The sequence below is a fragment of the Rhodococcus sp. YL-1 genome, assembly GCF_001942025.1.
Taxonomy (GTDB): Bacteria; Actinomycetota; Actinomycetes; order Mycobacteriales; family Mycobacteriaceae; genus Rhodococcus_F; species Rhodococcus_F qingshengii.
The window spans coordinates 4,360,580-4,384,626 of the sequence record NZ_CP017299.1; the positions used below are offsets into that span (position 1 = coordinate 4,360,580).

General features: G+C 63.8%; 25 protein-coding genes. 10 read left to right on the forward strand and 15 right to left on the reverse strand.

Features of this window, described 5'->3' with window-relative positions; genetic code table 11:
• Nucleotides 1–5 precede the first annotated feature (5 nt).
• From BH682_RS20025 to BH682_RS20040, 4 genes are all read right to left on the reverse strand, one after another.
• The gene (locus BH682_RS20025; protein ID WP_003945072.1) at nucleotides 6–1,199 is read right to left on the reverse strand and encodes an NAD(P)-dependent malic enzyme; all 1,194 of its coding nucleotides are present in this window, start codon (nucleotides 1,197–1,199) and stop codon (nucleotides 6–8) included.
• A 378-nt stretch (nucleotides 1,200–1,577) separates the two neighbouring features.
• A complete protein-coding gene (locus tag BH682_RS20030) occupies nucleotides 1,578–1,970 on the reverse strand; it encodes a hypothetical protein (protein ID WP_007736120.1) in 393 nt (130 codons plus the stop codon).
• A gap of 3 nt (nucleotides 1,971–1,973) precedes the next feature.
• Nucleotides 1,974–2,588: a MarC family protein gene (locus tag BH682_RS20035; protein ID WP_164490628.1), complete on the reverse strand. Its 615-nt coding sequence runs from the start codon at nucleotides 2,586–2,588 to the stop codon at nucleotides 1,974–1,976.
• The gene (locus BH682_RS20040; protein WP_042923377.1) at nucleotides 2,585–3,439 is read right to left on the reverse strand and encodes a PHP domain-containing protein; all 855 of its coding nucleotides are present in this window, start codon (nucleotides 3,437–3,439) and stop codon (nucleotides 2,585–2,587) included. The genes BH682_RS20035 and BH682_RS20040 overlap by 4 nt, the downstream gene beginning before the upstream one ends.
• A gap of 169 nt (nucleotides 3,440–3,608) precedes the next feature.
• Here BH682_RS20040 and BH682_RS20045 point away from each other — a divergent pair, with 169 nt between their 5' ends.
• Nucleotides 3,609–4,679 (forward strand): magnesium and cobalt transport protein CorA, encoded by a 1,071-nt coding sequence (locus BH682_RS20045; RefSeq protein ID WP_007736118.1) that lies wholly within the window; start codon nucleotides 3,609–3,611, stop codon nucleotides 4,677–4,679.
• Between the two features lie 134 nt (nucleotides 4,680–4,813).
• The gene (locus BH682_RS20050) at nucleotides 4,814–5,260 is read left to right on the forward strand and encodes an SRPBCC family protein (RefSeq protein ID WP_037131905.1); all 447 of its coding nucleotides are present in this window, start codon (nucleotides 4,814–4,816) and stop codon (nucleotides 5,258–5,260) included.
• Nucleotides 5,261–5,285: 25 nt separating this feature from the next.
• On the opposite strand, the gene BH682_RS20055 is transcribed toward BH682_RS20050, so the two are convergent.
• Nucleotides 5,286–5,870, reverse strand: coding sequence for a suppressor of fused domain protein (locus BH682_RS20055; RefSeq protein ID WP_019749342.1), 585 nt, complete (start codon nucleotides 5,868–5,870; stop codon nucleotides 5,286–5,288).
• A 71-nt stretch (nucleotides 5,871–5,941) separates the two neighbouring features.
• Between BH682_RS20055 and BH682_RS20060 the strand changes: the two genes are divergently transcribed.
• Nucleotides 5,942–6,640, forward strand: coding sequence for a metallophosphoesterase family protein (locus BH682_RS20060; protein ID WP_003945097.1), 699 nt, complete (start codon nucleotides 5,942–5,944; stop codon nucleotides 6,638–6,640).
• The gene (locus BH682_RS20065) at nucleotides 6,630–7,493 is read left to right on the forward strand and encodes a hypothetical protein (protein ID WP_003945080.1); all 864 of its coding nucleotides are present in this window, start codon (nucleotides 6,630–6,632) and stop codon (nucleotides 7,491–7,493) included. Before BH682_RS20060 ends, BH682_RS20065 begins: the two co-directional genes overlap by 11 nt.
• Here BH682_RS20065 and BH682_RS20070 read toward each other — a convergent pair.
• Nucleotides 7,486–8,589, reverse strand: a complete 1,104-nt coding sequence (locus tag BH682_RS20070) for a winged helix DNA-binding domain-containing protein (protein WP_075833883.1) — start codon at nucleotides 8,587–8,589, stop codon at nucleotides 7,486–7,488. The genes BH682_RS20065 and BH682_RS20070 overlap by 8 nt on opposite strands.
• Before the next feature lie 10 nt (nucleotides 8,590–8,599).
• Nucleotides 8,600–9,865 carry a sensor histidine kinase gene (locus BH682_RS20075; RefSeq protein ID WP_075835393.1) on the reverse strand — a complete coding sequence of 422 codons (1,266 nt, stop codon included), beginning with the start codon at nucleotides 9,863–9,865 and terminating at the stop codon, nucleotides 8,600–8,602.
• A gap of 126 nt (nucleotides 9,866–9,991) precedes the next feature.
• Here BH682_RS20075 and BH682_RS20080 point away from each other — a divergent pair, with 126 nt between their 5' ends.
• A complete protein-coding gene (locus tag BH682_RS20080; RefSeq protein ID WP_007736112.1) occupies nucleotides 9,992–10,228 on the forward strand; it encodes a hypothetical protein in 237 nt (78 codons plus the stop codon).
• A 3-nt stretch (nucleotides 10,229–10,231) separates the two neighbouring features.
• Here BH682_RS20080 and BH682_RS20085 read toward each other — a convergent pair whose 3' ends face one another.
• The 6 genes from BH682_RS20085 to BH682_RS20110 form a co-directional block, all read right to left on the reverse strand.
• Nucleotides 10,232–11,401 carry an ABC transporter ATP-binding protein gene (locus tag BH682_RS20085; RefSeq protein ID WP_003945069.1) on the reverse strand — a complete coding sequence of 390 codons (1,170 nt, stop codon included), beginning with the start codon at nucleotides 11,399–11,401 and terminating at the stop codon, nucleotides 10,232–10,234.
• Between the two features lie 4 nt (nucleotides 11,402–11,405).
• Complete coding sequence (locus tag BH682_RS20090) at nucleotides 11,406–12,236, reverse strand: carbohydrate ABC transporter permease (protein WP_075833885.1); 831 nt, start codon at nucleotides 12,234–12,236, stop codon at nucleotides 11,406–11,408.
• Nucleotide 12,237: 1 nt separating this feature from the next.
• Nucleotides 12,238–13,119: a carbohydrate ABC transporter permease gene (locus BH682_RS20095; protein WP_044480569.1), complete on the reverse strand. Its 882-nt coding sequence runs from the start codon at nucleotides 13,117–13,119 to the stop codon at nucleotides 12,238–12,240.
• 80 nt (nucleotides 13,120–13,199) lie between these two features.
• A complete protein-coding gene (locus BH682_RS20100; protein ID WP_030536939.1) occupies nucleotides 13,200–14,537 on the reverse strand; it encodes an ABC transporter substrate-binding protein in 1,338 nt (445 codons plus the stop codon).
• A 251-nt stretch (nucleotides 14,538–14,788) separates the two neighbouring features.
• On the reverse strand, nucleotides 14,789–15,283 hold the full coding sequence (locus tag BH682_RS20105) for a general stress protein (protein ID WP_003945065.1): 495 nt from the start codon (nucleotides 15,281–15,283) through the stop codon (nucleotides 14,789–14,791).
• 107 nt (nucleotides 15,284–15,390) lie between these two features.
• Nucleotides 15,391–16,353 carry an HpcH/HpaI aldolase/citrate lyase family protein gene (locus tag BH682_RS20110; RefSeq protein WP_020908461.1) on the reverse strand — a complete coding sequence of 321 codons (963 nt, stop codon included), beginning with the start codon at nucleotides 16,351–16,353 and terminating at the stop codon, nucleotides 15,391–15,393.
• A 72-nt stretch (nucleotides 16,354–16,425) separates the two neighbouring features.
• Between BH682_RS20110 and BH682_RS20115 the strand changes: the two genes are divergently transcribed.
• The 5 genes from BH682_RS20115 (at nucleotide 16,426) to BH682_RS20135 (ending at nucleotide 21,966) form a co-directional block, all read left to right on the forward strand.
• The gene (locus BH682_RS20115; protein WP_003945077.1) at nucleotides 16,426–17,712 is read left to right on the forward strand and encodes a magnesium transporter MgtE N-terminal domain-containing protein; all 1,287 of its coding nucleotides are present in this window, start codon (nucleotides 16,426–16,428) and stop codon (nucleotides 17,710–17,712) included.
• Nucleotides 17,709–18,251 (forward strand): DUF1003 domain-containing protein, encoded by a 543-nt coding sequence (locus BH682_RS20120; RefSeq protein WP_003945067.1) that lies wholly within the window; start codon nucleotides 17,709–17,711, stop codon nucleotides 18,249–18,251. The genes BH682_RS20115 and BH682_RS20120 overlap by 4 nt, the downstream gene beginning before the upstream one ends.
• A gap of 114 nt (nucleotides 18,252–18,365) precedes the next feature.
• Complete coding sequence (locus tag BH682_RS20125) at nucleotides 18,366–19,796, forward strand: lytic transglycosylase domain-containing protein (RefSeq protein ID WP_047268997.1); 1,431 nt, start codon at nucleotides 18,366–18,368, stop codon at nucleotides 19,794–19,796.
• Nucleotides 19,797–19,941: 145 nt separating this feature from the next.
• Complete coding sequence (locus tag BH682_RS20130; protein ID WP_003945171.1) at nucleotides 19,942–20,805, forward strand: lytic transglycosylase domain-containing protein; 864 nt, start codon at nucleotides 19,942–19,944, stop codon at nucleotides 20,803–20,805.
• Between the two features lie 24 nt (nucleotides 20,806–20,829).
• On the forward strand, nucleotides 20,830–21,966 hold the full coding sequence (locus tag BH682_RS20135) for an Mrp/NBP35 family ATP-binding protein (RefSeq protein ID WP_003945178.1): 1,137 nt from the start codon (nucleotides 20,830–20,832) through the stop codon (nucleotides 21,964–21,966).
• Nucleotides 21,967–22,030: 64 nt separating this feature from the next.
• Here BH682_RS20135 and tatB read toward each other — a convergent pair whose 3' ends face one another.
• Both tatB and BH682_RS20145 read right to left on the reverse strand, forming a co-directional pair.
• On the reverse strand, nucleotides 22,031–22,423 hold the full coding sequence (tatB, locus tag BH682_RS20140; RefSeq protein ID WP_003945177.1) for a Sec-independent protein translocase protein TatB: 393 nt from the start codon (nucleotides 22,421–22,423) through the stop codon (nucleotides 22,031–22,033).
• A 74-nt stretch (nucleotides 22,424–22,497) separates the two neighbouring features.
• Entirely contained in the window at nucleotides 22,498–24,021 is a 1,524-nt protein-coding gene (locus BH682_RS20145; RefSeq protein WP_411561151.1) for a S1C family serine protease, read from the reverse strand.
• Nucleotides 24,022–24,047 lie beyond the last annotated feature (26 nt).

A 24,047-nucleotide genomic window follows, 5' to 3' on the forward strand; every position in this document is an offset into this window, starting at 1 on the left:
CCCTCTTAGCTGGTCACGCCCTCAGCATGCGCTGCGGCCGCGACGGCTTCCGCTACTGCGGGTGCCACGCGAGGGTCGAGTGGGCTGGGGACGATTTTGTCCGCCGCCAACTCGTCGCCGACCACCGACAGGATTGCCTCGGCGGCAGCGAGCTTCATACCTTCGGTGATGCGACGGGCGCCGGCGTCGAGCGCGCCCTTGAAGACACCGGGGAAGGCAAGAACATTGTTGATCTGGTTCGGGAAATCACTACGGCCCGTCGCCACGATCGCCGCGTACTTCGACGCGGTTTCGGGGTGAATCTCCGGGTCCGGGTTGGAGAGTGCGAACACGATCGACTCGGGAGCCATCGAAGCGATGAGCTCCTCGGGGATCTTGCCCGCCGAGACACCGAGGAACACATCGGCACCTTCGAGAGCCTCGATGGCACCACCATGCAGGTCACGGGGATTGGTGCGGGCCGCCAGTTCTGCCTTCACGTCGTTGAGGTCGCTGCGCTCACCCGAGATGATGCCCTTCGAGTCCAGCACGATGACGTCGCTGATTCCGGCGGCGAGCAGGATGTTCGCGCAGGCAACACCCGCAGCGCCGGCGCCGGAGATGACGACCTTGAGTGTGGTGATGTCGCGGCTCTGGACCTTCACGGCGCCCTTGAGTGCCGCGAGGACCACGATGGCGGTTCCGTGCTGATCGTCGTGCATGACGGGGCAGTCGAGAGCTTCGATGACGCGCTTCTCGATCTCGAAGCAACGCGGCGCCGAGATGTCCTCGAGGTTGACCGCGCCGAAGCTCGGACGCAGTCGGATGAGTGTCTCGACGATCTCGTCGGGGTCCTTGGTGTCGAGAACCAGCGGAATGGAGTTCAGTCCGGCAAAGTTCTTGAACAGTGCCGACTTGCCCTCCATGACGGGCAGCGACGCGCGGGGGCCGATGTCGCCGAGTCCGAGAACCGCGGTGCCGTCGCTGACCACGACGACGAGTCGGTTGGTCCACGTGTATCGATCGGCGAGGGTTTCGTCTGCAGCGATGGCGCGGCTCACCTGAGCAACACCCGGCGTGTAGGCGATCGAGAGGGCCCGCTGCGTATCGAGCGGTGCTGTGGTCTCGACCGAGAGCTTGCCACCGACGTGAGCGGCAAAGATTTCTTCGTCGGTCAACTCGACCTTGGGTACGTTGATGGCTTCAGTCACGAGGGACACGATGACACTCCTGATTAGTCCAGCCTCAAGCGGGGCTGGGTTACTGGGAAGTAATCCTTCGGACCGCTGCGAAACTACGTTCACAACGGTCAGAGATCATTTCTTCCGCGAACGACTACTGAGAAGAAGAGCATTCGGCGTGCGCGAGAAAGTGGGCCGCAATACATCCGAAGCGTCATGGTGTGGGGCGGGTGAGCCCTGGCGTATCCATGCAATCTAGGTTTCGGGAGAAATTCTGACGAAACCTGCACTTCGGGGCCGGGCTGTGGCGCCGCCTCGAAGCAACTCCAGTTTGCCACCAGAGTCGGATCACAATCAAATCCTCCAAGCGGTCGGATTCCTCACCACACTCGAACCCGAGCCGTCATCCCCACCCAGTCATCCCCACCACTGCGTCACCAACAACAGCCCCGCCACCACGAGCACGACCACCGATCCGGCAACCGCCGCGATACCCCGCCTGCGGTCGCACCAGATCTGCGCGGCGAGAGCAACCACCGAGGCCGCAATGTGCGCGGTGATCGACGTTGTTCCCGGACCCGGGAATCCGCGGTTGCCGCCCAGATATGCCGAACCGATGATCACGAGTGTCAAGACCACGATTCCGGCCGCCACGGTGCCACTCAGGGCGCGTAGAGCGCGGACCAGCAGCCATTGTCGTTTGTCGGCGGGATAGTCGTAATCGTCTTCGTACTGATAGTCCTGATATTCCTGGTACTGGTAGTCGTCCTCGTACCTGTCGTTCCGGTCGTACCTGTCGTCGTATGTCATCTCTTACGCTCCCGCGACGAATCCGCGGACTGATTCCGCAATGAGTTGAACCGCGATGGCGGCGAGCAGAAGACCGGCGATGCGTGCCAGCAGACTGATGCCACCCTCGCCCAGTATCCGGATCAGTGCGGTCGAGAAGCGCAGGACCACGAACAGCACGAGGTGGATGGACAGAATCGCCAACGCGATCGCCAGATACGACGCCGCTTCACCGTCGGCCTGGGCGACAAAGACGATGACGGCTGCAATCGCACCGGGACCGGCCATCATCGGCGTTCCCAGAGGAACGAGTGCGACGTTGACGTCGTCGGCTCCCTGCGGACGGTTGGAGGCCTTGCCGGTCAGCAGTTCGAGTGCGATGAGAAGCAGCAGCAATCCGCCGGCGCCCTGCAACGCCGGAATGCCGATGTGGAGGTAGTTGAGGATCGCCTGACCGCCGATGGCAAAGACCGAGATGACCGCCAGGGAGACGGCGGGGGCCTGCCATGCCGCTCGATTGCGATCTTCACGGCTTTTACGTCCGACGAGTGACAAGAACACCGGGATGACTCCGGGCGGGTCCATGATCACGAACAGCGTGATGAACACGGTGAGGTAGAGCGTGGTGTCGAGCATCAGCGCCCCAGTACCTCCACGCCGGTGGCGGCCGAGACGAGTTTGTCGAACTCGGCTTCGTCCGTGAGCTCGTCGCCGAGTCCGATCGTCTTGTTCTCGCCGTGGTAGTCAGAGGATCCGGTGACTGCCAAACCGAGGTCGACAGCCAGGCGGCGCAGGACGTCACGATCGTCGCTGCGATGGTCCGGGTGATCGACTTCGAGACCCCCGAGACCCAGATCGGCCAGATCGCGGATGTGGTCGAGCGCAAGCAATCCGCCGCGCGAACGGGCCCGTCCATGCGCCAGGACGGTCACTCCCCCGGCGGCTGCCACCAGTTCGACGGCGTACTCGAGCGGAGTGTCGTACTTGGGAACGTCGTATCGTCCTCGACTGGACAACAGGTCGGAGAAAGCCTCACTGATGCTCGACACCACTCCCGCTCGCATCAGGGCCGCTGCGACGTGCGGGCGTCCGACGGACGGACCGGCGTCAGCCAAGATCTGATCGGGATCGACGGGCAGACCGTCACGCGCCATCATGGTCGTCATCACCCGGATACGTTCGACGCGTTCGGCGCGCAGTCGCTCACGTTCTTTTGCGAATTCGGGGTGCGTCGGATCGAACAGGTACGCCAGAAGATGTACAGCGACCGGCCAACCACGCTCACCTCGACCTTCGCACGACATCTCCATCCCACGAACCAGGCTGACGCCGGCCGGCAAGGCCTGCGCCGCCTCGGCCCAGCCCGAAGTCGTGTCGTGATCGGTGATGGCGACGACGTCGAGTCCGGCGTCGGCTGCGGCGCGCATGAGGGCAGCCGGGGTGTCGGTGCCGTCCGATGCGTTGGAGTGGGTGTGAAGATCTATTCGCACTGTTCCAGTGTGTCAGCAATCGGCAACTTCATCGCGCTCCGGTGGGCGAGCCGGAAGCTGACGTACGATTACGCCGCAGCGGCAGCGCAATTCGATCAGGTGTCGCTGTAGTGCCGTTCCCCTGCCGTTCCACTGCATTACAGACCGAGAAGGAGCGAGCGTGCCAACCATGCCGTCACTGCCGAATTGGTCGAACGGCAAATCGACGCAAGCCGATGCGCCCAAGATCCCCGTTCCGGCAGCCCGCGCGATCGTCGACTGCGCGGTCTACGTGGACGGCGTGCGGTTGCCGGGCAAGTACACGCACCGCGCTGCGTTGGCCGAGGTTCGTAGTCGCGACAACGCATTCGTTTGGGTGGGCATGCACGCTCCCGACGAAGGTCAGATGCAAGATGTCGCAGCAACTTTCGGACTCCACGAGCTGATGGTCGAGGATGCTGTCCATGCACACGAGCGCCCGAAACTCGAACGCTACGACGACGTCATGTTCCTGGTGCTGCGCACGGTCGTCTACGTACCGCACGAGTCCGTCGCGACGGCGAGCGAGATCGTCGAAACCGGCGAGATCATGGTGTTCGTCGGCCCCGACTTCGTGGTGACCGTCCGGCACGGGGATCACTCCGAACTGGCAAGCGTGCGCAAGTCACTCGAGCAGAACCCCGAGCGCCTCACCATGGGCCCGTTCGCGGTGTTGCACGCGATCACCGACCACGTCGTCGACAGCTATCTCTCCGTCATCCAACTCGTCGAACAGGACGTCGACAGCATGGAAGAGTTGGTGTTCAACCCGCGGAACACCGTTGCCGTCGAGCACATCTACCTGCTCAAACGTGAAATCGTCGAACTACGACGCTCGGTCACTCCACTCGGATTGCCACTGCTCCAGCTGACCCAGCCCGCGGGCGGCCTCGTCCCGAAGGAGATCCGGCGATACTTCCGTGACGTACGAGATCACCACACGATCGTGGCCGAACGTATCTCGGAATACGACGAGGTGTTGAGTTCGCTGGTCGACGCCGCACTCGCGAAGATCGCGGTGCAGCAGAACACCGACATGCGCAAGATCTCCGCGTGGGTCGCTATCGCCGCCGTGCCGACCGGCGTTGCCGGTATCTACGGGATGAACTTCGAGAACATGCCGGAACTCGGTTACAAGTACGGCTATCAGTCCATCCTGTTCCTCATCGCGTCGGTGTGTGTCGGCTTGTTCTTTCTCTTCCGTCGCAACAACTGGCTGTGAACAACTCCTTCTGACTCCCTGTACTTGCCACCGTCGCAGGCGGACAATGGATATGGGTACGCATTTTCATTCCGTTCCCGAAATCCATTTTGCGACAAGCAAATTCAGACCCAAGGAGAAGTGGAGGAACAACCATGCCTACAGTCGAGCAATCCGTAGAGATCGCGTTGCCACCCAAAGACGTCTGGGAGTACATGTCCGTCGCCGAGAATTGGCCCAATTGGGAAAACTCGATGGTCGAATGCAAACAGATCACCGACGGCCCGATGGGCGTGGGAAGCCGCTGGCACGGCGTCTCGCGAATTCTGGGCAAGCGTCTCGAGTGGACATCCGAATTCACCGAGTACGACCCACCGAGATCGTCGAAATCGACGTCCGTCGAAAGTCCGGTCAGCTTCTCGCAGACCACGACCTGCGAAGAAGTCGGTGACGGCACTCGGGTCACCTACCGACTCGACAGCGAAAGCGGCCTGGGAGGAGTATTCGGCAAGATGGCCGACCCGATCGTCACGAAAGCATTTTCACGGACGGTTCGGGTAAGTCTCGAGAACTTGGCGGACATCCTCGTGCACGCCGAATGATCTGACGGACAAAGCGCCGGCGCAGCTAGAGCGAGGCAGCGGAACGGTGCGGATCGCGAATGTCGATCCCCGCCTCGGTCCACGCTTCCCGCAGCGCCTCCGCGCCGCGCAGACGCACCCAGGCGGCTTCGGTACCGGTCAGGGGGACCACGCCAAGGAAGCGCACCGGATCGAACGGCTCCGGCAGCGTCAGGTCGGCGATCCCGCTGTCACCGAGAAGCACCGCCGTGAACGCGGTGTCCTTCCACAGCGGCTCGCCCAGGTCCAACAGTGCGTCCTCGAGCAGCACGACGCCTTCGACGGACGGCGCCGCAGCCAGGACCGCGAGCGTCCTGGCCACACCCGACGCGACACCCGTGCCACCGCGCAGGGTGAGCACCAACTCGGCGCGAGGACCGCGTGTGGGGTCTGCGACCAGTTCGTTGGGGTCGCCCATCGGATGACGCGAGCACCCCAGTGTGACGTAGCGGACCAGTCCGTCGGGTGATTCGAAACGCAGCACGTCCAGCGGTTCGACACCGAGGAACGTCACTGAGGCCGCGGTGGGGTCCGGCCCCTCGATGCTGCTGACGAGATGGGCCCGGACGGAAGATACGACGCTGTCTGACACTCGTCCATCTAAACACCGTGCCCGCGAGGTTCGCAGCGCAGATACCTCGCGGTGGCGGTAGCGTCGTCGAAATGGTCTCCGTTCTCGCTGTCAGCGACGAGACCGTCGAATTCCTGTGGAGCAGTCAAGTTCGTTCACTCGGAGTCGACGTGATCCTGGGCGCGGGCGATCTGCCGTTTGCGTATCTGGAGTACCTGTCCGATCAGCTGAATGCGCCGTGCGTGTTCGTTCCCGGAAACCACGACGTCGATCTGTCCGGATATTCGAACAAGAGATCCGGTTGGATGCGGGCAGGTATGCCGGCGCAGTGGCCCGGCCCGACCGGAGCAGTCAACGCCGACGGACGCATCGTGACCGTCGCCGGTCTGCGGATCGCGGGCCTCGGTGGTTCCATCCGATACAACACGGGTCCCAATCAGTGGTCCGAGCGCCAGCAGAGCCGACGCGCCCGCTCGCTCACCTGGCGAAACGCCTGGCAATCGAGGCTTCCCGGCGGCCGGGCGGGCGTGGATGTGCTGCTCACCCACAGCCCCGCCCGCGGTGTCGGCGACGCCGAGGATCGGCCACATCGTGGGTTCGAATGCTTCACCCCCTTGATCCGCACCCTCGATCCGACGGTCATGATTCACGGACACATCCACCCGCACGGGCGAACACCTCTCGATCTGGAGGTAGGCCGGACTATCGTGCTCAATACCGTCGGCTTCACGCTGATGGAGATTTCCCCAGGTACTCCGCCGACGATCGTGAGGCGCCGACATGGCTCGTGACACCGGATTTCCCACAGCCGACGCGGAAAACGACTTCGCTCGTCAGCGTCGACGCGCCGACGTTGCCCGTCTGGTCAGTTGGCTACGACGCGAACCGGACGACGTCAACGCGATCCTGCCGTTCGACGAGGTTGTCGCAGCGCTCGGCAAGGTTGGTGAGAAGTCTCTGGGTCTACAGGTCGTCACCATCGAATCGATAGTCGGAAGTGTCGACCGCACAGGTGATTTCGACAGGTACTTCCGTCCGACGTCCACTCATTCGCGCGCTCGTTGGGAGCGACTTGCGGTGGCGCAACGACGCGGCGAATCGGTGCCACCCGTTCAGTTGTACCGTGTCGGCTCCATGCATTTCGTGATCGACGGACACCACCGAGTGTCCATTGCGTGTGCGATGCACCAGAAGACAATCGACGCGTACGTCACCGAGATCATCACGCGCATCTCGCCGGAAGGCATCACTCAGCGCGCCGATCTGCTCATCAAGGACCATCGCCGACTCTTCCTCACTCGCGTTCCGCTGCAGGGTTCACAACGCGAAGCTGTCCAGGTCACCGACCCGTGGGAGTACGCCGAACTCAGTGAGTGCGTGGAGGCGTGGGGTTTTCGGCTCATGCAGGAAAAGGGTGAGTTCCTCGGCCGAGACACGGTCGCCCGGCGCTGGTTCGGCGAGGAGTTTCTCCCCGTCGTGCGAATGCTGAGGGGCGCCGACATGTTGCCCGAGCACACCGATGCCGAGGCGTACTTGTGGATCGCCCGGGAGCGGTACCGGTTGGTGCGGCGCCACATGTGGAACGACGAGATCGTGGCCGAACTGCGCGATCGAGCACCCCGAAAGCACAAGCCCGCTACGTAGATGCAGTGAAGCGAACCTCGCGGTTCGGGATCTTCGGGTGCATGAACTTCAGCAACGAACGCGCTTCTTTCTCGATGGACGCGAGGGCGGTCTTCGGTTGCTGCGCAAACAGAGTCGCACCCAACTCGACCGTCTCCTTTGCCGGCGTCACCGTCGCATATCCCACCACCTTCCCGCGCACCAGGATGGCGGGCTTGATGATGCCGTTCACGGTGAAGACGCGAGTTCGGTACTGCTCGTCCATGATTCGCGAGCGGTCGGCGTGCGAGAGCAGGATGTTGTCGAACGGAGCAAGGATTCTGACCGGCGGTGTTCCGGAGGTCGGTCGTGGCGCGTCCGGCAGGTCGAACACCTCGGCCCCTTTCGCGTTGACAAAGGTGATCAAGCCGGGACGTAGCCTCTCGAAGACTTCGGCGAGTCTCGTGAGCCCTGACCACGCTTGCGCATCTTTCACACTGGCGGGCCCGAAGGCCGCCAGATAACGAAGCACCATCGCATCCGGATCCGGCGATGAACTCACTTCCGTGCCAAGCCAATTCTCCAAGGTCGTCAGTGCCGGTACTCCGGATCGTCCCCACAGGCCTCGCGGTGGGACCTGCACCATCGGCAGAAGTCCTCGAACTCCGTGCGCCAGTCCCTCGGCCGCGTGACCGGGAAAGCGCTCTGCCAGTATCGGTCTCATCTGCATCTGGGTGAGCGGCCCGTCCGCTACGAGGTCCCGTCCCGCCCGCGCCAGAGCGTCGAGATCCAACCCGGTGAGCGCCGCACGCTGTGTGCTGTTGGTGTGGAGATCGCGTTCCATGATCGTCTGAACCGTGGCCCGGAAGGGGCCCGCATCCGCGGCCGAGAGAGCAAAAACCGTGCCCCGCATGGCAACCAGCCGCACCACCTGGCGCTTCTCCACAAGGGTGGAGAGGTCTTCTGCTGCAAAGTTCTTCAGCCGCGCCCACAGTGCCAGATAGGGAGGCGTCGGCGCCTGGGCTTGCAGACCCGCCAGGTGCTCGATCGCATCCAACGCGCTGACCTCGGCCCTCCGCAGCAGGAACTGCCTCGCCAGTGTCGCCAGGTTGAGCTCGCGATCGGTGATCAGTGTCATCGACAACTCCTCAGCGCTCGTGGTCGGATTCGGTGACGATCTGGAACGGTATCTCGACTCGCGCGAGGGTTCCGGACTCTTCACCCGGCCCGACCGAGAACGAGCCACCCGCAGCAACCACTCGCAGTTCGTGCGAGAGCAGCCCTATGTGGCCGGCGGCCCGTCGTTCGGCAATCCGATCGGCGCTGATCCCCCGGCCGTCGTCCGAGACCACCAGCACCGCACGGTGGTCCAGTCGTGCGAGCTCGATCCGAACATTGTGCGCACCGGCATGTTTGACGACGTTGGCCAGCAGCTCTCGTGCGGCGCCGAACAGGACGTCGTCCGCGGACGTGCGCAGATCGTCGTTCCAGCCCGAAGTGTCGACGTCGACCACTACTCCGCCGCGTCCCTGCGCCGATCGCGCGAGGTCCCCGATTGCGCGGGCAAGACCCACGTGAACAAGGACAGTGGGATGCAACTCCGAGACGGAGGATCTCAACAGCGTTGTCGCTTCACCGAGCGCTTTCCCAGCTCGCGCCAGGGCGACAGGCTCCGCGCTGTCTGCCAATTCGTCGAGATCCATCCGCGCCGCGAGGACGTACTGCAGCGCCCCGTCGTGTAATTGCTCCGACAGTTCCGTGCGCTCACGCTGCTCGAGCCCCATGAGCTCGGCAAGAAGGCTCGTGCGATGCCCGACGAGGTGCCCGATGGTCAGCACGCGTGATCTTTGAATCCGAGTCAGTCCGATTGCGCCCGCGCCTACTCCGGCCAAGGCCATGGTGCTCAGCAGGATCGACGGCCACGGCTCGGAGTTCGAAGTCATCGTTGCCCAACTGGAAACGAAGAACACCCCGATCGTGCAGGCAACGACGCCGACACACACGTCCGTCCGCAGTTGCGTACACGCCAGAACCGGAATGACGAAGAGCCCGTTGCTCAAGATGTCGGCGGTCCAACTCTGCTCGGCCGCGAGACCGGTCAGCAATGTCAGAGTTGCGAGCACGGCAAGGTCGACGAACAAGCCGAGCCAGATCATCGTCACCGGGCCGGTGCCGCCCTTGCGGATCCACAGCGCCACGGCTGCCGACCAGAGGGCATAGGTGCCCAGAATCGCGAAACACCATCCCGCGTCGTTCATCGGCGGGACGAAGATCAGTGTCAGGGCGATGAGCAGCACCAGAGCGCCACGCACCGTCAGTTGGAGGTACGCACCGCGGTAGGCGTGTTCGCGCATGATCCGCTCGAGGTCCGGGCCACCGGGCAGGTGCTCGGTTCGTACCGAGGATTCGTTCATCTGTCCTCCTGTGCCGCCCATCCCAGTTCCCTGTGAATGAGCTTCGCACACGAGATTTCACAATCAACCCGCAATATCGTGAATGACACAGCATTCACCGAACCTCGAAACCACGCAGGAGTGCTCATGATCTCGACCCGAGCAAGCAAGCGCCGCATCGCCACTCGATTTGCCGTCGCCGGCGCCCTGGCAGCGGCGCCGATCGCCGTGGTCGCCGGGACAGCGCAAGCCGCCCCGGCCTCCACCCATCACGAACAATTCGGCCGCCTGGTCCCCCTACCCGAACCGGCCGACGCAGCGCCCGGCCCCGAACAGGTACCGCTCCCCTGGGGCGCGACGTATTCGGTCACCTTGCCCGGGTAAAGGTCACAGCAGCAGATTGGCTCCCGTACCGCCGTCGAACACTGCGATCTTGGCGGGATCGAACCAGAGATCGACAGACCTGCCCTGGGCCACCGTGGACTCGGACGAGAGCCTGGCAACCAGTTGACCGCCACCAGCGACGGCCGTTCCCGAATCGGCGGCGAGTTCCTCGAGTTCACGAGAATTGACGGCGGGGCCACCAGCGAGGAAATACGCGTACTTGTCCGAACCCATCGATTCCAGCACGTCGACGTCGACGGTGAACGTCCCACCGTGCGGCTTCTGCGCTGCATCGACCAGCGCCACGTCCTCGAAATGTTCCGGCCTGATACCGACCACGACGTCCTTGCCCGAGCCGCTGCCCGAGATCTTCGACTGCGCCGCCGCGGGCAGGCGAACATCGCCGATCGGCGTGCTCACACCGTCGGCCGTCAACTGTCCGGGGAAGAAGTTCATGGACGGGGACCCGATGAACCCCGCCACGAACAGATTGTTCGGACGATCGTAGAGTTCCTGCGGCGCACCGATCTGTTGCACGATTCCGCCGCGCAGCACGACTACCCGATCGCCGAGCGTCATCGCCTCGGTCTGGTCGTGGGTCACGTAAATCGTTGTCGTACCGAGCCGCTGCTGCAGACGGGCGATCTCCGTCCTCATCTGCACGCGCAGTTTGGCGTCCAGGTTGGAAAGCGGCTCGTCCATGAGAAACGCCTTCGGGCTGCGCACGATTGCGCGTCCCATCGCCACACGCTGACGCTGACCGCCCGACAGGTTCGCCGGTTTGCGATCGAGATGCTGGGTGAGGTCGAGGACCCGCGCCGCGTCGTCGACCTTGGCGTTGATCTCGTCCTTGGACATCTTCGCCAAGGTCAACGGGAACGCGATGTTCTGGCGCACCGTCATGTGCGGATACAGCGCATACGACTGGAAGACCATCGCGATGTCGCGGTCCTTGGGGGCGCGTTCGTTGACGCGTTCACCCGCGATCCGCAACTCACCGGTCGAAATGTCTTCCAGCCCGGCAATCATGTTGAGAGTCGTGGATTTTCCACAACCGGACGGGCCCACGAGAATGATGAATTCTCCGTCGGCGATGGTGATGTCGACATCACTGACCGCCTTGGCTCCGTCCGGGTACAGCTTGGTCACCTTGTCCAGCACGATCTCGGCCACAGGCTTATCCCTTCACTGCGCCGGAAGTAAGCCCGGCCACGATACGACGTTGGAAGAACAGAACAAAGATGATGATCGGAATGGTGATGACCATGGCGGCCGCGGCGATCGACCCGGTGGGCTCCTCGAATTGTGAAGCGCCGGTGAAGTTTGCGATGGCTGCAGGGGCGGTGATGGAGCGTTCGGTCGACGTCAGCGAGATCGCGAACAACAGATCGTTCCAGCAGAAGATGAACACCAGAATGCCCGCCGTGACGATGCCGGGCGCGGCGAGCGGAGCTACCACCTTCCGGAACGCCTGCCCCGGCGTCGCGCCGTCCATCTGCGCCGCCTTCTCGAGTTCCCAAGGAATCTCTTTGAAGAATGCCGAGAGCGTGTAGATCGCCAACGGCAACGCAAAGGTGATGTACGGCAGGATGAGTCCGGCCCAGGTGTCGAAGAGTCCGAGCCGTCGTTCGATGTCGAACAGCGGGCTCACCAATGAAATCTGCGGGAACATCGCGATCAGCAGGGCAACAGCCACCAGCAGCTTCTTGCCCGGAAAATCCAGGCGCGCAATCGCGTAAGCAGCCATGGTTCCGATCACCACGGCGATGACCGTCGAGATGAGTCCGATGCCGATGGAGTTGATCAGAGCACTGGTGAAGGCGCTGGTGTCGAAGATTCCTCGGTAGTTGTCCAGGGTCCACTTCTCCGGAATGAACTTGCCGTCCTTGATGGTTCCGGCGGGCTTGAAGGACAGGCTCGCAATCCACAGGACGGGAACCAACGCGTACAGCAAGACCAGAAGGTTGACGACGGACCAGCTGACCTTGAGTCTGGGAGTCACGGTCATGTCAGCGTCCTTCCGTATCGGATCCGGGAGCCGAAGCACCGAAAAGTTTGATGAAGATGAACGCGATCACTGCCACACACACGAAGATCAGCACGCTGATCGCGGATCCGATACCCAAGTTGAATGCCTTGAACAGATTGTCGTAACCCAGAATCGACACCGACCCGGTGTCGTTCGCTCCCTTCGTCAGCACGTAGATGTTGTCGAAGATGCGGAACGCGTCGAGTGTGCGGAACAGCAGAGCGACGAGGATGGCGGGCTTCATCAGCGGAAGGATGATGCGTACCAACCGGGTCCACGCACCGGCGCCGTCCACCTGAGCCGCCTTGAGGAGGTCGTCGGGCACGAGCGCCAGGCCGGCGAGCAGGAGCAGCGCCATGAACGGCGTCGTCTTCCACACCTCGGCAAGGACGATGATCGCGAGCGACGGGATCTGGTCGGTGAGCGGCGCACTGCCGTCGGGCAGGAGATTGGCGAGGTAGCCGGTCCCCGGCGTCCACGCGTAGTACCAGCTGTATGCCGCCGCGACGGTGACGATGCCGTACGGGATGAGCACAACGGTGCGGACGAGCCCCTTGCCCACGATCGTTCGGTGCATCACCAGTGCGATGGTCAGTCCGAGAACGAACTCGATGACGACCGAGACAACCGTGATCGACGTCGTCACCGCGAACGCTTGCCACCAGTAACCGTCGGTCAGCACCGACACGTAGTTGTCGAACCACACGAACTTTCGTTGATCCGGGAAGCGCAGGTCGTAGCGCTGCAAACTCAGCCACACGGCGTAGACCACCGGATATGCGGTCACCGCGATCATGAGAATCGCGGCCGGGGCCACCAGCCAGAGACCGAGGCGACGCTCGGCCGCCTTTCCGTCCGACATCTTCGACTTCGCGGAGTGCTTCGGCTCCGGCGATGCCGTCGCGACTGTTGGTGCAGCTCCCGAATTTTCGCTGTCGATCGTCACGGAATCAGCCCCTCGGAATTGACTGCCTTGCGTACCTGCTCGGCAAGATCGTTCACGGTCGATTCCGGATCGATGTTTCCCACAGGGTTCAGCGTGGCAGTGATGAGCGTCGAAATACTCTGATAGGCAGGAGAAACCGGACGAACCGAAGCGGTGTCCAGGCTGTCGCGAACCTCACGCCACGCCGGGTACGCCTCCTGGAACGCCGGGTCGTCGTACAGGCTCTCGAGAGTCGGCGGAACGCCACCGGCTACCGCGTTGTTGCGCTGATTCTCCTCGTTACGCAGACAGGTCAGCGCATCGAAAGCGAGGTCCGGATGCTGGCTGGTCTTGGCCACCGCCACGTTGAAGCCGCCGATCGTGACCTCGGCCGGCTTACCCTCGATCACCGAGGGATACGGAGCGGCAAGGAAATTCCGTTCTCCGTTCACCGTGAGCACCGTGTTTCCGGTGTTCTCACTGGTGACGTTGCCCTTGTCGTCGATGTACGGCAGATCGCCCTTCTCGGCGTTCTCCATGATGCCGGGCAGCACGAACGGCCAGTTGACCTGGAAGGCAGATTTGCCGCTCTCCATACCCAGTCGCGACGACGCTTCATCCCCCTGCGAGATCGAGGGATCCGCACCCTTGGCGGTAGCGACGCGCTTCATGACGGTCAGCGCCTGCTGGGCAGCATCACCGTCGGCCACCGTCACGGTTGTTCCGTCCGGCCCCACCACCGATCCGCCGGCACTGGCGAGAAGGGTGTTGAACCAGACCATCAATCCTTCGTACTGCTTGCCCTGCACACCGATCCAGCTGGGGCGCCCCTCCGCGGCCAGGCCTTCGGAGATGTCGATCATCTGATCCCAGGTCTGGGGTGGTTGCCCGTCCGGCATCAAATCCTTTCGATACCAGAGCAATTGGGTGTTGGTGTTCAATGGCGCCGCATAGAGTTGGTCCTGCCACTTCGCCGACTCCAGCGGACCCTCGAGCGTCCCGTTGCTGACCTCGGCCGCCACGTCGTCAGGAAGCGGCAATGCCCATCCCGCTTCGGCGAATTCGGCAGTCCACACCACGTCGAGCGTCATCAGATCGAGTGACTTGTCGTTGCCGGTCAGACGCCGGGCCAACTGAAGTCGCTGGTCGTCGGCACCCTTGGGCAGAGTTTTCTGCTCGACCCGGTACGCGCCGTTCGACGCCGCCGAACAATTGGCGGCGGCCTCCGCATACTGCTCGGCGCCGTCGGCAGCGGTGTAGAAGGACAGCACCACGCCGTCGTCATTGTCCGATCCGCACGCACTGAGCAAGGGCGCCAACAACAATGTTGCCGCGCCGAGCAGCCCCGCCCGCAATTTCTTCTTCTGTCCCGCCCGCGATCTCTCGTTCTGCCCCGCCCGCGATCTCTTGTTCTGCACAGCCGTCCTCCTCGGGCGGCGAGACGGCGCAGTCGTTACGGCTGGCCGACGCACCACACATCGGCACTTTTGCCGGAGAAGGGACCTATTTCCTTGTCCGGCAAACGGTCACGGGAAGCGAGTACTACCTCGCCCGCGTGTACATAAAGTAACCGAGATCACACAAGTTGGCAGCCCGAGCGAGAATGTCAGATGGCGAGCTTGGCGAGCAGGTCGCGCGCCGACTCCGCCGTCTTGGGCTCACACAGTACGTCGTAACGTCCGGCGACCAACTGCATCGTCGAGGCGAAGTCCCGCTGCCCACGCGTCGCGGCGTACGGAATCGTCGTGGAGATGACACCGAAGATGATGCCGCCCACGATGCCCGCGATCAGCGGAGCGAGGAAACCACCGGTGACGATTCCGAGCACCAGGCCGAAGAAGACACCGAGCCAAGCACCGGAGACGATGCCGCCACCGATCACCTTGGCCCACGTCAACCGACCGAGAACTCGCTCGACCTGCATCAGGTTCACGCCGACGATCGTGACGTCCTGAACCGGGAATTCCTGATCGGAGAGGTAATCGACTGCGCGCTGCGCCTCGGCGTAGGTGGGGTACGACCCGATGGGCCATCCCGAAGGCGGTGTCGGCAACGCTCCACGGCGCGACCCATTCGACGATTGACCGAGCGGATTGGACATGGCTGGCTGCGCTCCTCTTTTCGGGCACGTCATCCACGCGGATGACGCAAGTACATCTACCCCCTATTGTGCCCTTTACAGACCTGATTCGTTCGGCTATGCGAGCGTCAGGCGTGTTCGGGCGGCGTGAATTCCGAGGTGCGCGTCATCCCCGCGGCGCGGCCCTTGGCCGAAATCACCAGTGCCATCTTGCGACTCGCCTCGTCGATCATCTCGTCGCCGAGCATGACGGCGCCCCGCCCTCCCCCGGCAGCCGAGGTGTGGAACGCGTACGCGTCCAAGATGAGTTCCGCACGGTCGTAGTCGGATTGGCGCGGACTGAACACCTCGTTGGCCGCCTCGATCTGCGTGGGGTGCAGAACCCACTTGCCGTCGAAACCGAGCGCTGCCGTTCGCGCAGCCGACCGAGTGAAAGCCTCGACGTCGCGGATCTGCAGGTACGGCCCGTCGATGGCCTGGACGCCGTGCGCCCGCGCGGCCATCAAGATGGTCATCAGGATGTGGTGATACGCGTCACCGCGGTCGTAGCCGTCCGGTTGCTCACCGACGACCAGAGTTCGCATGTTCAAGCTCGCCATGAAGTCGGCCGGGCCGAACACGAGCGCCTCGACGCGGGGACTCGCGGTGGCGATCGCGTCGATGTTGGTCAAGCCGATCGCGTTCTCGATCTGCGGTTCGATCCCGATCTTGCCGACCTCGAGACCGTTGGCCTTCTCGACCTGCGTCAACAACAAATCGAGCGCCTGGACGTGACTCGCATCGGGAACCTTGGGCAGCAGAATGGCGTCCAGATGCGCTCCGGCACGGCCCACCACCTCCACGACGTCGGCATACGTCCATTCGGTGGTCCAGTCGTTGACCCGGACGACCTTGACCTGTTTGCCCCACCCGTCCTCGGCCAACGCGTCGCCGATCGACTCCCTGGCCGCCTGCTTCGCCAGCGGCGCCACCGCATCTTCGAGGTCGAGAAAGATCTCGTCGGCGGGCAATCCCTTCGCCTTGTCGATCATCTTCCGACTGCTGCCGGGAACTGCCAATACCGATCGACGGGAACGGTTGCGTGAAGTCATTGCGGACTGCCCTTCTCGATTTTCGGTGGCGCCGTTGCAGATTTTGACGCTGGACGAATTAGCCTTGCAATCATGGCAGCAGCAGGCAAGGTATTTGCAGCCAGGCTTGCCGGCCTGGTTGTACTCGGCCCGGACGGCGAATCGATCGGTCGTGTGCGCGACGTCGTCATCACGGTCCGCATCGGACGCCAGCAACCCCGCGTTCTCGGTCTGGTGATCGAAATGTTCACGCGCAAACGCATTTTCGTTCCGATGTTGCGTGTGACAGCAATCGAACCGAGTGCAGTCACCCTCACCACCGGTAACGTCAGTCTGCGGCGCTTCAACCAGCGCCCGGGCGAAGTGCTCGCTCTGGCGCAGGTACTCGATTCGCATGTGCGCGTGGACGACCCGGAACTCGAGGAGCTTCACGGCGTCGACACGATAGTCGTCGATCTCGGAATCGAATCGACGCGGACGCGAGACTGGGTGGTCTCCAAGGTCGCGGTTCGCGGCCATCGCGGACGCCTCGGTCGACGCGCGGCGATTCACATCGTCGACTGGCAGCACGTCGCCGGCCTCACCCAGAGCGATCTCTCACTCCCCGGCCAGGGCGTAGCTCACCTGCTTCTCCAGTACGAAGGCATGCGACCCGCCGATGTGGCCAACGCCATGCGCGAACTGCCGGAGAAGCGCCGCCACGAACTGGCCGTGGCGCTCGACGACGAACGCCTCGCCGACGTCGTGCAGGAACTGCCGGCGGACGACCAGACCGATCTGCTGATGCACCTGGAAGTCGAACGTGCCGCCGATCTACTCGAAGCGATGGATCCCGACGACGCCGCCGACCTGTTGGGCGAGCTGCCCGAAACCGAGGCCGAGTCACTGCTTCAGTTGATGGACCCGCAGGATTCCGAACCTGTTCGACGCCTGCTCGAGCATTCCCCGGACACTGCCGGTGGTCTGATGACGCCCGAACCGGTGGTACTGACGGCCTCGACGACGGTCGCGGAGGCCCTTGCCCGCGCCCGCAACTACGACGTGACCCCGGCGCTGTCGAGCATGGTCTTCGTCGTACGTCCGCCGACGGCGACTCCGACCGGGCGGTATCTCGGCTGCGTCCACTTGCAGAAGCTTCTCCGCGAGCCTCCCGCCAGCCTGGTAGGCGGACTACTCGACACCGACATGCCCCGGTTGGCCCCGGACGACTCGTTGGCGTCGGTCACCCGATATTTCGCGACGTACAACTTGGTATGCGGGCCGGTCGTGGACGACGAGAACCACCTGATCGGGGCCGTGACGGTCGACGACGTGCTCGATCACCTCCTGCCGGAAGACTGGCGTGAGGATTACTCCGACGACGAGGAACTACTCCGATGAGCGAACGGGCGTCGAGCACGACCGCACGGCAACGACTGGAAACGCCTCGCGGAAGCCGCCGGTTCAATCTCGATTTCGACGTCGAAGCTGTCGGGCGCGTCAGTGAACGCATCGCCCGCTTCCTCGGCACCGGGCGTTATCTCGCAATCCAGACGATCATCGTGATCGTCTGGATCCTGATCAACGTGTTCGCGGTGGCCCTGCAGTGGGACCCGTACCCGTTCATCCTGCTCAACCTGGCCTTCTCCACCCAGGCCGCCTACGCGGCGCCGCTGATCCTGCTGGCCCAGAACCGTCAGGAGAACCGCGACCGGGTCTCGCTCGAGGAGGACCGCTCACGCGCCGAGCAAACCAAGGCGGATACCGAATTCCTCGCCCGAGAACTCGCAGCTCTGCGTATCGCCGTCGGCGAGGTTGCCACCCGCGACTACCTGCGACGGGAGCTCGAGGAGATCAAGTCGATCCTTGCTGCCGACGGCGAACCGACCCCGAAGAAGAAGCACCGTGACTCGAATACTGCGAAACAAAGTCACAACTAGCTGAGCGTTCGCTGAGTTTTGCTGCACGCACCGTGACCGATATGTAACGTAAGTCACAGCAATATGGATATCACGGTGGGTACTCCGGAGCGGGAGCGCCAGCAAAGGGGAATCGTGCGAGTACGCGGAATGATTGCAGCATCCACACTGGTGGGGGGACTGCTCGTCGTCACAGGTCCAGCGGCCCTCACTGCCGGAAGCGCACCGACCGGAGGGTCACAGGTTCCGATCGCACTGGCGGGCTCCGCCTCGATTGCGCAGCCGGACTCTGTCGACTTCCTCCCGACGCCCCGCACGGTCCGAACGCAAAGATCGGCCCCGCCCAGCGATACGGTCGCCGGCGCCCCGGCAGCGCCCAACGCCGCGGCCGTCGTCCTCACCTCTCTGGGCATCCCCGAGATCGTCCTGAACGCGTACCGCTCCGCGGAGCTGGTGATGATGACCGAGGCACCGGGATGCGGAATCCCCTGGCATCTTCTGGCCGGCATCGGACGCATCGAATCCGGTCACGCCAACGGCGGCAAGACGACCTCGGTGGGTACGACGGTCACCCCGATCCTCGGCCCCGTCCTCGACGGACGGCTGGCAGGCAACGAAGTCATTCGGGACACCGACAAGGGCGCAATCGACGGCGACCCCACTCACGACCGCGCCGTCGGGCCGATGCAGTTCATTCCGGCCACCTGGGCCGGATATGCCAGCGACGGCAACGGGGACGGAATCAAGGACCCCAACAACGTCTTCGATGCGGCACTCTCGGCAGCGAAGTACCTCTGCAGCGGCGGACTCAACCTGCGCGATGTCGCCCAGGAGACCAAAGCTGTTCTGCGATACAACAACTCGGCCGCTTACGCAGCAAACGTGATCATGTGGTCGACGGCATACAAGAACGGTGTCATTCCTTCCGGTCAGCTGCCGTACACCTCGGGCATCAACACCGGAAGCTCCGCGATCAACGCCGCCGCCTCGGCAGACTCCGCCGCTTCGGCCGTACTCGCCGCGGCTGCGGCTACCGATCCGGCGGCCGGCGACAAGGAATCAGCGTCGACGACGCCGACCCCGACCACCACTCCCCTCTTCCCGGGTCTGCCGGACATGCCTGCACTCTCACCCGAGATCCAGGCCCTGATCCCGCCGGGCGTCATGCCGACCAGCCCCGCTCCGGGACCCAACGCCGCCCGGAACGCAGCTCCCGGTCCGATCATCCCGCTCCCCGTCCTCACCTCACGGGGTCTCGTGTGGCCGATTCTGACGGCCGAGGGATGGCGCTGGCCCGACGACATGTGTGTGATCCTTCCGGACCCCGCAGCCCTCGACGCCTTGCAGGACGGCATCCTTCTGCCGTGCACGATCCCGGGCATGGCAGTGGCCGCCACGGCACCCGCCACCACCGACGCGGCTCCCGCGGAATCCTCTCCACCCGCCGCCCCCTCTCCGGAGCCCGCACCGGCACCGGCACCCGCACCCGCACCGGAGCCCGCTCCGGCCCCGGCTCCGGCATTCGTGCCGTTCTTCCCAGGCCTGCCCGGCATGCCCGCTCTGTAACCGAAAAATCACGAAAGAACAGTGCATATGCCCCAAACTGCCCTTCTAGATCACGGTTGAATAACGGAAACGCAACAAATCAGGTAGCCTCGACTCCGTCAGTTGAACGGAAAACCTCCTCGCGGAGGTTCAGGAGGCATAAACAGTGGGTCGGCACAGCAAGAAGACAGATTCGCACATCCGTCGAAATTCGGTCATCGCGCTCACCGGACTCATCCCTATCGGACTCGTCACCGCAGCCAACACGGCCGGCGCCGCTCCCAAGGTCCCGTTCTTCAACACCAGCTCCGCCGAAACGGTGGACACCGCCGCACAAGCCACGCAGGAACCGCAGGCGCAGATTCTGCCCGCCGTCGAAGCAATCGCCGAGCCGGCTCCCGCCCCCGCGCCGGAACCCGCGCCGCTGGCTCCCGTGCAGGCCACTCCCCCGCTCCCCGCCTCGATGGCCGAGGGAGCACTCGGAATCCCGAGCGTGAGCGTCGCCGCCTACCAGAACGCCGAGCGAATCCTCGCTGTCGAGAAGCCCAACTGCAACATGCACTGGACGCTCCTCGCCGGAATCGGCCGCGTCGAATCCGGCCACGCCAACGACGGCAAGGACGCCGACGCGAACGGCAACCTCTACAAGCCCGTGATCGGCCTGCCACTCAACGGCAGCCTCCCCGGCCAGGCCGTCATCATGGACACCGACGGCGGCGCCCTCGACGGCGACACCGTCTACGACCGCGCAGTCGGCCCGATGCAGTTCATCCCGTCCACGTGGAACCAATACGCCGGTGACGGCAACGGTGACGGAATCGCCGACCCGCAGAACCTTTTCGACTCCGCACTGACCACCGGCAAGTACCTGTGCGACGGCGGACTCAACATGCAGGACGTCACCCAGGTTGCCTCCGCCATCCACCGCTACAACAACTCGGCCGCCTACGTCGCCAACGTTCTGGCCTGGTCGCTCGGGTACTCCACCGGCATCGTGCCCGCCGCATCGGACCTGCCGCGCATCCACTGACCTACCTGGACTTACCATGGAGTCATGTCTGTACTGACCGAGTCCGACGTTCGCTCCGCGCTCGCGCGAGTTCTGGACCCAGAGATCCGCAAACCCATCACCGAACTGGGGATGGTCAAGGGGATCTCCCTCTCCAGTGACAACAGCGTCGACATCGGCATCTATCTCACGACCGCCGGCTGCCCGATGCGCACCGAGATCACCGAACGCGTCACCAAGGCCGTCGCCGATGTCGCCGGGGTCGGCGCGATTCGCGTCGAACTCGACGTCATGGACGACGCTCAGCGAACCGAGCTTCGCAAGTCGCTTCGCGGCGATTCCGCCGAGCCCGTCATCCCGTTCGCCCAGCCCGGTTCACTCACCCGCGTCTACGCCGTGGCCTCCGGCAAGGGCGGAGTCGGAAAGTCCAGCGTGACAGTCAATCTCGCGGCAGCAATGGCCGCGCGCGGACTGTCCGTGGGTGTACTCGACGCGGATATCTACGGCCACTCGATCCCCCGCATGCTCGGCACCGACGCCAAGCCGACTCAGGTCGAGCGCATGATCATGCCGCCCGTCGCCCACGACGTGAAGATGATCTCCATCGCGCAGTTCACCCAGGGCAACACACCTGTCGTCTGGCGCGGACCGATGCTGCACCGCGCGCTCCAGCAGTTCCTCGCCGACGTGTTCTGGGGCGATCTGGACGTGCTGCTGCTCGATCTGCCGCCCGGCACCGGTGACATCGCCATCTCGGTGGCTCAGCTCATCCCGAGCGCCGAGATCCTGGTCGTCACCACACCGCAGCAGGCTGCTGCAGAGGTCGCCGAGCGCGCGGGCGCGATCGCCCTGCAGACCCGCCAGCGCGTCGCCGGCGTCGTCGAGAACATGTCCTGGCTCGAACTTCCCGACGGCACCCGTATGGACGTCTTCGGCGAAGGCGGCGGGCAGACCGTCTCCGATCGCCTCACGAAGGCCGTCGGCGCCAAGGTTCCGCTTCTCGGACAGATCCCGCTGGATCCGTCCGTCCGCGAGGCAGGCGACGCCGGGACGCCGATCGTCCTCAGCGCTCCCGATTCACCCGCAGCCATCGCACTCAAGGACATCGCCGACAAGTTGGCCGTCCGTCAGCGCGGGCTGGCCGGAATGTCGCTCGGTATCAACACGGTTCGCAACCTGTAGAACCCCCTCATACGGAAGGGCGCCTGTCACCGATCGGTGACAGGCGCCCTTGCGTATGTCGAATCTAGGTGGCGTCGAAGTCCACAGGAGGACGTTCGCCGGCGGTGAGTGGCTTGTCCTTCGACAGCGTCTTCGGCTCCTGCACTCCGCTCTGCGGCTTCTTGTCGAAGTTGCCCGTGAAGATGGAGTCGTCGCCGTCGAGGAGGTGCTGGGTGATCACAGCGCGCGGCGTCATTCCGCGCAGCTTGTTCAGATCTGCGAGCGGTTTACGCAGATCCTCGAAATCGGTGCCCAGTTCTTCCTTGAGCTGATTGGAAGCGCCCGAAGCATATTCGCGCACCTGCCTCAGAGATTTCGTGACCCAGGAGACCGCACCAGGAAGCCGCTCAGGTCCCAAGATGACCAGAGCCGCTACGAGGAGGATCATGAACTCGCCCCAACCGATGTTGCCAAACACAGGGTCAGCCTACTGTGTGCTCGCTCGGTGCGCGCATGTCCGGATCAACCTCACAGGAAGATCGCAGGGGCCGATCAGTCCGACACCGGCGTGACCGAAATGTCGACCTGCCGTCCGTCGCGGATCAACTGAACGTTGACGGGTTGGTCGACGGTCGTCGCGTTGACCGCAACCACCAATTCGTCGGCGCTTGTCACCGGTCGGTCACCGACCTTGACGATGACGTCCCCCTCGACGATCCCCGCACGTTGAGCGGGGCTGCCGTCGCGGACATTGGCCACTGCCGCACCACTGGTCGCGTCGTTGACCGCGGTGCGGGCATTCACGCCGATGTCGGGGTGATGAACCTTGCCGTCGCGGATGATGGTCTGCGCCACCTCGGTCACCGTGTCGATCGGAATCGCGAAGCCGAGCCCGACCGAACCGCCGGACTCACTGAGCATTGCGGTGTTGATGCCGATGACGCGGGCTTCGTCGTCGACGAGCGCACCACCGGAGTTGCCGTGGTTGATCGCCGCGTCGGTCTGGACGGCGTCGATGACGGCGTTGGTGTCGGTGCCTTCACCCGACAACCGCAGAGGCCGGTTCAGTGCACTGACGATTCCGCGGGTGACGGTCTTGCTCAATCCGAGCGGTGAGCCGACGGCGACGACGTCGTCGCCCACCTGAACATCCTCGGATTTTCCGAGCTGAGCGACCGTCAGATTGTTCGCCGACACCTTGAGCACTGCGAGGTCTGTCTTGACGTCACGTCCGACGATCTGGGCGTCGGTCTTGGTTCCGTCGGAGAAGATCACCTGGATCTTCGCGTCCTGAGCGGGCGGAACGGCCGAGGAGATCACGTGGTTGTTGGTGACGATGTATCCGGCGCCGTCGATGACCACACCGGAACCCGTGCTGCCCTGGTCGCCGACGGCGACCTGAATCGACACCACTGATGGCAGTACCGCGTCGGCGACCTTCGCCACCTGAGACTCCGGCTGTTCCCCACCGCCGGATTGAACGAGCGTGACACGTGAGCTGGTGAGTGAACTGCGATCGGCAGTGATGACAGTGGCAAGCAACCCACCGACGAGAGCGATGACAAGCGCCATGCCCGCAAGCGCGGCCAGTGCCGAGGGGGCGACCTTGCGACCGAACAACAGCTCACGCACGTCGAGTTTCTGGGCGGGAGGCAACTGCACCGGCGCCTCGGACTCTGCGGGCTTGCCGAGCGAGACGGCGGATTCAGGATCACGCCACGGATCACGCGGCGGTTCTTCGTCGGGCGTGTTGTTCGCCGTCGCATCGGGATCGCGACCGATCGACTCGGTGGCGTCTGCGGGTCGACCGAACGCTTCGGCCAGAACCGGGTCCGGAGTCCCGATCACGACATCGGAGGACGAAGTCGATCGCGCGGCCACCGGAGTGAACGAGCCCTCGACTCCACTCGGCCGACCGAACACCTGGCGCGAGGCCGGATCGATCTGGGGTCGATAGACCGGACGGGGGTCGAGAACCGGCGCATCTGCCGGTCTGTCCACCGAACCGTTTGCCGAAGAATCCGAACTCACTCCGGAGTGCCCCCTTTTTCCGTCAGTCACATGGTCCAGTATCACTGATCCGCGCCGGGAAGCTGGCGCGC

Excerpts from the sequence above, each read along its gene's own strand:
- BH682_RS20030 (WP_007736120.1), bottom strand. The coding sequence starts at position 1,970 with ATGACATACGACGACAGGTACGACCGGAACGACAGGTACGAGGACGAC.
- BH682_RS20045 (WP_007736118.1), top strand. The coding sequence starts at position 3,609 with ATGCCGTCACTGCCGAATTGGTCGAACGGCAAATCGACGCAAGCCGAT.
- BH682_RS20050 (WP_037131905.1), top strand. The coding sequence starts at position 4,814 with ATGCCTACAGTCGAGCAATCCGTAGAGATCGCGTTGCCACCCAAAGAC.
- BH682_RS20060 (WP_003945097.1), top strand. The coding sequence starts at position 5,942 with ATGGTCTCCGTTCTCGCTGTCAGCGACGAGACCGTCGAATTCCTGTGG.
- BH682_RS20065 (WP_003945080.1), top strand. The coding sequence starts at position 6,630 with ATGGCTCGTGACACCGGATTTCCCACAGCCGACGCGGAAAACGACTTC.
- BH682_RS20070 (WP_075833883.1), bottom strand. The coding sequence starts at position 8,589 with ATGACACTGATCACCGATCGCGAGCTCAACCTGGCGACACTGGCGAGG.
- BH682_RS20075 (WP_075835393.1), bottom strand. The coding sequence starts at position 9,865 with ATGAACGAATCCTCGGTACGAACCGAGCACCTGCCCGGTGGCCCGGAC.
- BH682_RS20080 (WP_007736112.1), top strand. The coding sequence starts at position 9,992 with ATGATCTCGACCCGAGCAAGCAAGCGCCGCATCGCCACTCGATTTGCC.
- BH682_RS20090 (WP_075833885.1), bottom strand. The coding sequence starts at position 12,236 with ATGACCGTGACTCCCAGACTCAAGGTCAGCTGGTCCGTCGTCAACCTT.
- BH682_RS20095 (WP_044480569.1), bottom strand. The coding sequence starts at position 13,119 with ATGTCGGACGGAAAGGCGGCCGAGCGTCGCCTCGGTCTCTGGCTGGTG.
- BH682_RS20105 (WP_003945065.1), bottom strand. The coding sequence starts at position 15,283 with ATGTCCAATCCGCTCGGTCAATCGTCGAATGGGTCGCGCCGTGGAGCG.
- BH682_RS20110 (WP_020908461.1), bottom strand. The coding sequence starts at position 16,353 with ATGACTTCACGCAACCGTTCCCGTCGATCGGTATTGGCAGTTCCCGGC.
- BH682_RS20115 (WP_003945077.1), top strand. The coding sequence starts at position 16,426 with ATGGCAGCAGCAGGCAAGGTATTTGCAGCCAGGCTTGCCGGCCTGGTT.
- BH682_RS20120 (WP_003945067.1), top strand. The coding sequence starts at position 17,709 with ATGAGCGAACGGGCGTCGAGCACGACCGCACGGCAACGACTGGAAACG.
- BH682_RS20135 (WP_003945178.1), top strand. The coding sequence starts at position 20,830 with ATGTCTGTACTGACCGAGTCCGACGTTCGCTCCGCGCTCGCGCGAGTT.